Origin of the sequence: Limnohabitans sp. 2KL-51 (genome assembly GCF_003063645.1) — a bacterium.
Lineage (GTDB): Bacteria > Pseudomonadota > Gammaproteobacteria > Burkholderiales > Burkholderiaceae_C > Limnohabitans_A.
On sequence record NZ_NESJ01000030.1, the window covers coordinates 25,891 to 35,086 of the forward strand.

At 60.2% G+C, this 9,196-nt stretch carries 6 protein-coding genes; 2 read left to right on the forward strand and 4 right to left on the reverse strand.

The genetic code is table 11. The features are described 5' to 3' along the window. Nucleotides 1–66: 66 nt before the first annotated feature. Nucleotides 67–2,907, reverse strand: a complete 2,841-nt coding sequence (gene polA, locus B9Z49_RS20555; RefSeq protein ID WP_108355312.1) for a DNA polymerase I — start codon at nucleotides 2,905–2,907, stop codon at nucleotides 67–69. A gap of 343 nt (nucleotides 2,908–3,250) precedes the next feature. On the opposite strand from polA, the gene B9Z49_RS20560 reads away from it, so the two are divergent. Together B9Z49_RS20560 and B9Z49_RS20565 are read left to right on the forward strand one after the other, a co-directional pair. After that, nucleotides 3,251–4,213 (forward strand): homoserine kinase, encoded by a 963-nt coding sequence (locus B9Z49_RS20560; RefSeq protein ID WP_108355313.1) that lies wholly within the window; start codon nucleotides 3,251–3,253, stop codon nucleotides 4,211–4,213. 4 nt (nucleotides 4,214–4,217) lie between these two features. Further along, nucleotides 4,218–5,012: a BPSS1780 family membrane protein gene (locus B9Z49_RS20565; protein WP_108355314.1), complete on the forward strand. Its 795-nt coding sequence runs from the start codon at nucleotides 4,218–4,220 to the stop codon at nucleotides 5,010–5,012. Nucleotides 5,013–5,050: 38 nt separating this feature from the next. On the opposite strand, the gene B9Z49_RS20570 is transcribed toward B9Z49_RS20565, so the two are convergent. The 3 genes from B9Z49_RS20570 to B9Z49_RS20580 all read right to left on the reverse strand — a co-directional run bounded on the left by B9Z49_RS20570 (nucleotide 5,051) and on the right by B9Z49_RS20580 (nucleotide 8,679). After that, a complete protein-coding gene (locus tag B9Z49_RS20570) occupies nucleotides 5,051–5,527 on the reverse strand; it encodes a peptidylprolyl isomerase (protein WP_108355315.1) in 477 nt (158 codons plus the stop codon). Between the two features lie 64 nt (nucleotides 5,528–5,591). Next, nucleotides 5,592–6,185: a class I SAM-dependent methyltransferase gene (locus B9Z49_RS20575; protein ID WP_108355316.1), complete on the reverse strand. Its 594-nt coding sequence runs from the start codon at nucleotides 6,183–6,185 to the stop codon at nucleotides 5,592–5,594. A 67-nt stretch (nucleotides 6,186–6,252) separates the two neighbouring features. Beyond that, the gene (locus B9Z49_RS20580; protein WP_108355317.1) at nucleotides 6,253–8,679 is read right to left on the reverse strand and encodes a UvrD-helicase domain-containing protein; all 2,427 of its coding nucleotides are present in this window, start codon (nucleotides 8,677–8,679) and stop codon (nucleotides 6,253–6,255) included. Between the last annotated feature and the right edge of the window lie 517 nt (nucleotides 8,680–9,196).

Below are 9,196 nucleotides of genomic sequence, written 5' to 3' on the forward strand. Positions count from 1 at the left end.
GGCGATGGGCGTGGCACACGCCCTTGAATCCATTCGCCGACGGGGTGGGCTCCCACGAAGTCAGCCTCAGTGCGCCTGCTCCCAATTCGGCCCAAAGCCCACTTCGGCAAGCAGCGGCACTTTCAGATCGGCCACACCGGCCATGATGCGCGGGATCTCAGTGCGCACCCATTCGATTTCAGCCTGTGGCACCTCGAACACCAGTTCGTCATGCACCTGCATGATGACTTTGGTGGCCTTGCCTTGCTCGTCCAACGCCTTTTGCACCGCCACCATGCTCAGCTTGATCAGATCGGCCGCTGTACCCTGCATGGGCGCGTTGATGGCGGCGCGCTCGGCCCCGGCGCGGCGTGGGCCGTTGGGGCTGTTGATCTCGGGCAGCACCAGGCGGCGGCCAAACACGGTTTCGACATAACCCATCGCCTTGGCCTGCTCGCGGGTCGCGTCCATGTAGTGCTTGACGCCAGCAAAGCGCTCAAAGTAGCGGGTGATGTAGTTCTTGGCGGCGGTGTTGTCGATGGTGAGCGCCTTGGCCAGACCAAAAGCGCTCATGCCGTAAATCAGCCCGAAGTTGATGGTCTTGGCGTAGCGCCGCTGCTCGCTGCTCACGGTATCGGGCGTTGCACCAAACACCTCGGCGGCCGTGGCCTTGTGCACGTCCAGACCATCGTGAAAGGCTTTGAGCAAAGCAGGGTCATCGCTCAGGTGCGCCATGATGCGCAGCTCGATCTGGCTGTAATCGGCGCTCGCAATGACGCAGCCTTCGGGGGCCACAAAGGCCTCGCGCACCTTGCGCCCCTCGGCGGTGCGCACCGGGATGTTTTGCAAATTCGGCTCGTTGCTCGACAAGCGGCCGGTCACGGCCACAGCCTGCGCGTAATGGGTGTGCACTCGACCCGTGCGCGGCAAGGCCAGTTGCGCCAGCTTGTCGGTGTAAGTGCCTTTGAGTTTGGACAGACTGCGGTGCTCCAAAATGCGGGCGGGCAGCGGGTAGTCTTCGGCCAGTTTTTCCAGCACCTCTTCGTCGGTGCTGCGTGCACCCGTGGCGGTTTTCTTGATGACAGGCAGGCCCAGCTTGTCAAAAAATATTTCACCCAGCTGCTTGGGGCTGGCCAGGTTGAAGGGCTGGCCCGCAATCTCGTAGGCTTCGGTTTCGAGCTGCACAATGCGCTCGCCCAGCGCTTGGCTTTGCGCGGCCAGCGTGGGCGCGTCGATCAGCACACCGTTGCGCTCGATGCGGTACAGCGCTTCACTGGTCTTGATCTCCAGCTCGTACACGTACTTCAGGCCCGCATGCGCCTCGATTTGCGGCCACAGGGCCAAATGCACGTCCAGGCACTGGTCTGAGTCTTCACACGAATAGTGCGCCGCCTTGTCCACGTCCACCTGCGCAAACGGGATCTGGTGCGCACCCTTGCCGCACAGGTCTTCATAGGTCACGCCCCGGCGCCCAACATGCCGCTCGGCAAGACTTGAAAGGCCATGCGGTTTGTGCACTTCGAGCACATAGCTTTCCAGCATGGTGTCGTGGGCGTAGCCCTGCACCTCAATGCCGTGGTTGGCCAGCACATGGCGGTCGTATTTGACGTTCTGGCCCAATTTCAGGCGGGCCGGGTTCTCCAGCCAAGGCTTGAGCTTGGCCAGCACATCGGCCAGCGGCAACTGCTCGGGCGCACCGGGGCCGTTGTGGGCCAGCGGAATGTAGGCCGCCTCGCCGGGCGTGACGCTCAGCGAAATGCCCACGATCTCTGCGCGCATGGCGTCAAGCGAAGTGGTTTCGGTGTCGATGGCCGTGAGCGGCGCTTGCTCGATCCGGGCGAGCCAGTTGTCGAACGCGGCCCAGTCCAGCACCGTGTCGTATTTCAAATCACCTTGCACCGAGCTGGCGGCGGTGTCGAGCACGGGGGCCACTGCTGGCTCATCGTCAGGCACCGAGCCAAACAAGTCGCCCATGCCAGTGTCTTTGGGTTTGGCGGTTTTGACCTTGGCCACAGGCGCAGGCACAACCCCGCCCAGCGACTGCACCAGGCCCTTGAAGCCGTAGGTTTGGTAAAAATTCAGCAATTTGTCTTTGTCGGGCTCGTGCAGGTGCAGGCTGGCCAGCGACGGCAAATCGGGCACCCAGGCGTTCAGGTCGCAATCGGTTTTCATGGTCACGAGCGCCCGGCCCTTGGGCAGCCAGTCCACCGCTTGGCGCAGGTTCTCGCCCGCCACGCCCTTGATGTCGTGGGCGTTTTCCATCAGCTTGTCGAGCGAGCCGTATTCCATCAGCCATTTGGCAGCCGTCTTGGGGCCCACCTTGGCCACGCCGGGCACGTTGTCCACCGTGTCGCCAACCAGGGTTTGGTAATCGATCATGAGCGAGGGCGGCACGCCAAACTCAGCCGTCACGCCCGCCACATCGCGCACCTTGCCGTTCATGGTGTCGATGATGGTGATGTGCTCATTGACCAACTGGCTCAAATCCTTGTCACCGCTCGACACCGTGACTTGGATGCCCTGCTGGGCAGCCACATGCGCCAGCGTGGCAATCACGTCGTCAGCCTCCACACCCGGCACGTCCAGCACGGTCCAGCCCATCAGGCGCACCAATTCGTGGATGGGCTCGATTTGGCTGCGAAGGTCATCGGGCATGGGGCTGCGGTTGGCCTTGTACTCGGGGTACAGCTCGTCGCGAAAAGTGGGGCCTTTGGCGTCGAACACGCACACGGCATACACGGCGGGCACGTCCTTGCGCAGCCGCTCCATCATGTTGATCATGCCGCGAATGGCCCCTGTGGCGGCGCTCGTCGGGTCGCCCGGCACCGCCCGCAGGTCGGGCATGGCGTGGAAGGCGCGGTACAGGTAGCTGGAGCCGTCGACCAGCAAGAGGGTCGGTTGGGATGTGTTGGGGGTGTTGTCGCTCATCCCTCGATTGTGTACCGGGTTGACACCCAAGTGAGCAAGAAGGATTGGGGGCTGGGCCTGTGTCAGGGTGATGCGGCAAAGCTAAGCGCCTCTGAAGCCTGGCACAGGCCCGGCCCCCGATCCCCAACCACGCAGACCCGGCCACCCGATCTCCCCGTCTGTACTGGGCCAACCAGTGCAGACCCGGCCAAGGCTGACTGCGCGGGGCCTCAGAGGCGCTTCGCTTTGCCACATCGGCCCCGCACAGTCAGCCCTGTCCAGGTCATTGAGGGCTTTGCGCACTTTACAATCGTCATTTTCTCACCTCAGCCAGCCCTCCTTCTGGCGCTTTGACCCTCTTCCCATGGCGGTATACACCGAAGTCACCGAAACCCAGGCCAACGACCTGATGCAAGCCCTGAATCTGGGCCAGCTGACGGCTTTGCGCGGCATCAAGGGCGGCATTGAGAACACCAACTACTTTGCGTCAACCCATCAGGGTGATTTCGTGCTGACCTTGTTTGAGCGACTGACGCACGAGCAACTGCCCTTTTATCTGTTCCTGATGAAGCACCTGGCCGAGCGCGGCATCCCGGTACCCAACCCGGCCGCCAACCGCGATGGCGATGTGCTGCACACCGTGAACGGCAAACCGGCTGCCGTAGTGAACAAGCTGGCCGGACAAAGCCAACTGCATCCCCAAGCCGTGCACTGCGCCGCCGTGGGTGACATGCTGGCGCGCATGCACCTGGCCGGAGCCGACTACAACCGCAGCCAGCCCAATTTGCGCGGTCTGCCTTGGTGGAACGAAACCGTGCCGGTGGTGCTGCCCTATTTAAACGAAACCCAGGCGGGTCTGTTGCGCAGCGAGCTGGCCTACCAAAACCACATCGCTCAGGGCGCAGCTTATGCCGCCCTGCCCCGGGGCCCCGTGCATGCCGACCTGTTTCGCGACAATGTCATGTTCGAAGGCGAGCAGCTGACGGGGTTTTTTGACTTTTACTTTGCGGGCGTGGACACCTGGCTGTTTGACTTGGCGGTTTGCCTGAACGACTGGTGCACCGACTTGCCCACAGGTACCCATGTCAGCGAACGTGCCCGGGCCTTGGTGCAGGCCTACAACCGTGCGCGTCCTTTGAGCGCGGCCGAGCGCACATTGTTGCCAGCCCTTTTGCGTGCGGGGGCTCTGCGTTTTTGGATTTCGCGCCTGTGGGACTACCATCTGCCCCGCGAAGCCGCCATGCTCACGCCGCACGATCCGACCCATTTCGAACGCGTGCTGCTGGGCCGCGTCCATCACCCTGTCTGCACTTCCAAGCTCTTGTGACACCATGAACCTGCAAATTGTTCCCGCCAGTGCCGGCCTGAAATGGGCCCGCCAAGGCATGCGCACCTTCTGGCGTCAGCCACTGGCCATGTCGGGGCTGTTTTTCATCTTCATGATCACCGTATCGCTGGTCTCGGTGGTGCCGTTTATCGGCGGCGCGTTGGCCTTGGTGGTGCTGCCCGCGCTCACACTGGGCATGATGGCGGCCACGCAAGTGGCCTCAGATGGCAAATTTCCCATGCCCAGCTTGCTGTTTGTGGCGTTCAAGGCAGGTCCGTACCGCAAAAACATGCTACAGCTGGGCGGGCTGTACGCGCTCATTTTCTTGCTGGTGATGGGCATATCGACGGTGGTCGATGGGGGCACTTTTGCCAAGGTCTACTTTGGCGGCGCGCCCATGACACCCGAGGTGGTGACGGCCGAATCGTTCCAGACCGCCTTGTGGGTATCGATGCTGTTTTACATGCCACTCTCAATGATGTTCTGGCATGCGCCAGCACTGGTGCACTGGTACGGCATGCCCGCGGTAAAAAGTCTGTTTTTTAGCTTCATGGCCTGCTGGCGCAACCTCAAGGCATTTGGGGTTTACGTGGTGGCCTGGGCTGCGATTTTCCTGGCCTCTGGGGTGCTGGCCTTGTTGATCACCAGCCTGTTGGGCAACCCCCAACTGATGATGGCCACCTTCATGCCCATGGCACTGATGGTGGCGGCCATGTTCTTCAGCTCCATGCTGTTTTCAGTGCGCGACTGCTTTGCCACCGACGTGCTCGACGAAGCTGCACCCGAGCCTCTCAACTGACGTGATCGGCACGACCGGGGCCAACGGCCCAGGGCTGATCAGTGGTGGTGGCCGTGCGCACCGTGCGCGTGACGGTGCGTCACCTCATCGGCACTGGCGGCGCGCACCTCCAGCACCTTGAGCGTCAGCGTCAGATGTTGACCAGCCCAGGGGTGGTTGGCGTCCAGAATCACCTTGTCGCCCTTGATCTTCACCACATTGAAGACCTGCTCTTGCCACTCAGCAGAGCGCCCGCGCAGCTGCCCACCCACCTTCACACCCGGTGGAAATTCGCTTTTGGGAATGGTCTGAACCAACCCCTCATCACGCTCACCAAAGGCGTCGGCCGGGGCCAGCTTGAGCGTGGTGCTGAAGCCCACTTCCTGGCCTTCCAGCGCTTCTTCAATTTTTGGGAAAGTATTGTCGTAACCACCATGCAGGTATGACGTGGGCTCTTGCGTCTTGTCGAGCAACTGGCCTTGGGCATTCACCACTTTGTGGTGCATGGTGACAACGGTATCTTGGGTGATTTTCATGAAAATGGTCGGGTTAAAAAGTCATTGCAAGAGGATGGGGTCTGGCGGCGTGCGTCCCATGGAACTATTTGCCGATGGCCGCGAACTCCCAAAGAATGTGCGCCATGCCGCCTCGGAAAAATTTCCGGTGCACACGTCTCATGGTTTTACGCCAAGGCGGTTGGTTCAAATCATAAACATTGGCAGGGGCTTCCCAAAGAACTTGCAAGGCTTCAAAAGCCCCTTTAAAACCGTACATGGCCCCGCTGGGCTGGGCCCCCACAAAGTACTCGTGCGTTTTATCGGTGATGAAGTTCACATGGGTGGGGTCTGAGAAGGCTTCTGTTCTGGGATAAGCGGGCGTAAATGCCAACAAACGTCCGCCAGGCACCAACACACGGTGGATCTCGCTCATGACATTGATGAATGGATTGGTCACCTCGCCGTTGGGCAAAACCATTTGCCTTGGAATGTGCTCCAAAAAATCAAAGGCCGAGACCGAATCAAAAAACCCATCGGGATAGGGAATAGGCTCGACCACGAGATTGACACGCTTGTAATCAAAGCCAATCTTCTCCACAGCGAGGTCAATGTCGCGCACATCACAGCCGAAGGTCGTGTCGGCCCCATAGGGGTTGCGCGGTTTCAGGCCACAGCCCAGATCCAAATGTTTGGTCATCGTTTTAGAGTTCCATCAAAAATAGCTTGGCTCGCAGTGGCCGCAAAAAAAGGGGACGCAAAAGGGCTCACACCAGCGTGAGTTTAGCCACACTCAGCGCCAGCCATTTGATGCCGTGGCGCGGAAAGTTGACCTGGGCGCGGGCATCTGTGCCCATGCCTTCAACAGCCAAGACTTTGCCCTCACCAAACTTGGTGTGAAACACATTTTTACCGGCCGTGATGCCATGCTCGGGCGCGGCTTTTTGCACTGGCACGGGCGGGCTTTTGTAGGTTTCGGTGCTCAGGCTGCTTTGGCCCCAGGCAGGACGCACGTGGCGGTTGAAGGCCGGGGTTTGCGGCCAGCCGCCACCCGAAGCCCCAGCGCCATTGCCGCCCCCACCGCCCGCGCTGCCCAGGTTCGAAAACCCGGCACTTTTGGGCGTCACCCACTTAAGGCACTCGTCGGGCAACTCTTCCAGAAAGCGGCTTTTCAGGTTGTAGCGGGTCTGGCCGTGCAGCATGCGGGTTTGCGAATGGCTGAGGTAAAGGCGCTTGCGGGCGCGAGTGATGGCCACATACATCAGGCGGCGCTCTTCTTCCAGTCCGTCAAAGTCGTTCATCGCGTTTTCGTGCGGAAACAGGCCTTCCTCCAGGCCGGTGATGAACACCGCGTCAAACTCCAAGCCCTTGCTGGCGTGCACTGTCATGAGCTGCACCGCGTCTTCACCGGCCTGCGCCTGATTATCGCCCGCCTCCAGCGACGCATGGGTGAGAAATGCTGCGAGCGGGCTCATGGTGACGCCGTCTTCGCTGAACTCGTCAACCGTGCCGAGGTCTGATGCAGGCGCAGCGCTCAAGCCCTGGCTGGCCGGGCTTTGCGTCAAACCCTGCGGCATGGCCACTGCACTGCGGCCAAAGCCCTCTTGCGTGACAAAGCTCTCGGCGGCGTTGACCAATTCCTCCAAGTTCTCCACCCGGTCCGCGCCTTCTTTTTCGGCGCGGTAGTGGTTCACCAAGCCGGTTTTGTCGAGCACCAAATCGATGATCTCGCGCAGCGTCATGCCTTCGGTCTGCTCGCGCAGCACATCGACCATGGCCACAAAAGCGGCCAGATTGGCCCCGGCCTTGCCGGTGGTGGCGCTCACCGCATCGTGCAACGAACAACCTGCCGCACGGGCTGCGTCTTGCAACTGCTCGATGCTGCGGGCCCCAATGCCACGCGGCGGAAAGTTGACCACCCGCAAAAAACTGGTGTCGTCGTTGGGGTTCTCCATCAGGCGCAAATAAGCCAGCGCATGCTTGATCTCGGCACGTTCAAAAAAGCGCAAACCGCCGTACACGCGGTAGGGGAAACCGGCATTGAACAGCGCGGTTTCCAGCACCCGGCTCTGCGCGTTGCTGCGGTACAGGAGGGCCACTTCCTTGCGCTCAAAACCGTCTTGTTTGACCAACTGGCGCAGCTCTTCCACCAGCCACTGCGCCTCGGCAAAGTCAGACGGCGACTCCACCACGCGCACCGGCTCACCCGCGCCTTGGGTCGTGCGCAAGGTTTTGCCCAGCCGGGTTTTGTTGTGACTGATCAGGTGGTTGGCCGAATCCAGAATATTGCTGAAGCTGCGGTAGTTTTGCTCCAGCTTGATCTGGTGCTGCACCTGGAACTCGCGCACAAAGTCGGCCATGTTGCCCACCCGTGCGCCACGGAAGGCGTAGATGCTCTGATCGTCATCGCCCACAGCCAAGATCGCGCCACCGCTTGATGCTTGTCCGCCCTCACCCGGCAAACCTGCCAGCTGTTTGAGCCAGGCGTATTGCAGCTTGTTGGTGTCCTGAAACTCGTCCACCAAAATATGGCGAAAGCGGCGGCGGTAATGCTCACGCACATGCAGGTTGTCACGCAGCAGCTCGTAAGTGCGCAGCATCAGCTCGCCAAAGTCCACCACGCCCTCGCGCTGGCATTGCTCCTCGTACAGCTGGTACAGATCCACCTTGCGTCGCGTCTCATCGTCGCGCACCTTCACATCAAGAGGGCGCTGGCCGTCTTCTTTGCAACCCGAAATGAAATACTGCACCTGCTTGGGCGGAAAGCGATCTTCGTCCACATTGAACTGCTTGCACAGCCGCTTAACGGCCGACAGCTGGTCTTGCGTGTCCAAAATTTGGAACGTCTGCGGCAGCCCCGCCAGCTGGTGATGCGCCCGCAAAAAGCGGTTGCACAGGCCGTGAAACGTGCCGATCCACATCGCATTCACGTTCACCGGCAGCATGGACTGCAAGCGCAGCTTCATCTCTTTGGCCGCCTTGTTGGTGAAGGTCACCGCCAAAATGCCGCCGGGCGAGACCTGCGAGGTCTGCAGCAACCAGGCGATGCGAGTGGTCAGCACCCGGGTTTTGCCCGAACCTGCGCCCGCCAAGATCAGCGCATGCTCCGGCGGCAAGGCCACGGCCCGGTATTGCTCCTCATTGAGCTGGGCGAGCAAGGGGGAAGATGTGTTCTGGGAGATGTCTGTCAGCATAGTCAAGGATTGTAGAAGCTGCACCTTGTGCCCCAGCCTTCACTGCGCATCCGGCAGTCTCTGCCGGAATGCCATGAATTGACTGCTCAAAAGGGCTGACATCCCATGAAAATCAAGGGTTTTCGATAAAGCCACAGGCGATAAAAAAACTGCATACTGTATATACCGTTTATTGACGGATTTTCACCCCAAAAGGCCTTCACATGCTTCGCCAATCTTTCTCGCAGCTCATGAGCCGCCTGGCGTGCTACATGTACAAGCCCAGCGCCACAGGCTCCTTCGATTGCGGTTCTCCACAACTGGGCATGGTCGCCTCAGCCAACGTCGAACATGCCCATTGGCCTGGCGCAACGAAAAATGATGCTCCCCGGTTGAAAATTGACTTAAGACCAGTAGTGTCCGGTTAAACCGGGTTAATTTGTAGAGAAAGCCAATACTGGCGTGGCCTAGCGGTCAATTTTATTTGGTGCCGATTTGAAACTCGTTTTCCCATTCCTGTGTAATTTCCAAGGCTCAA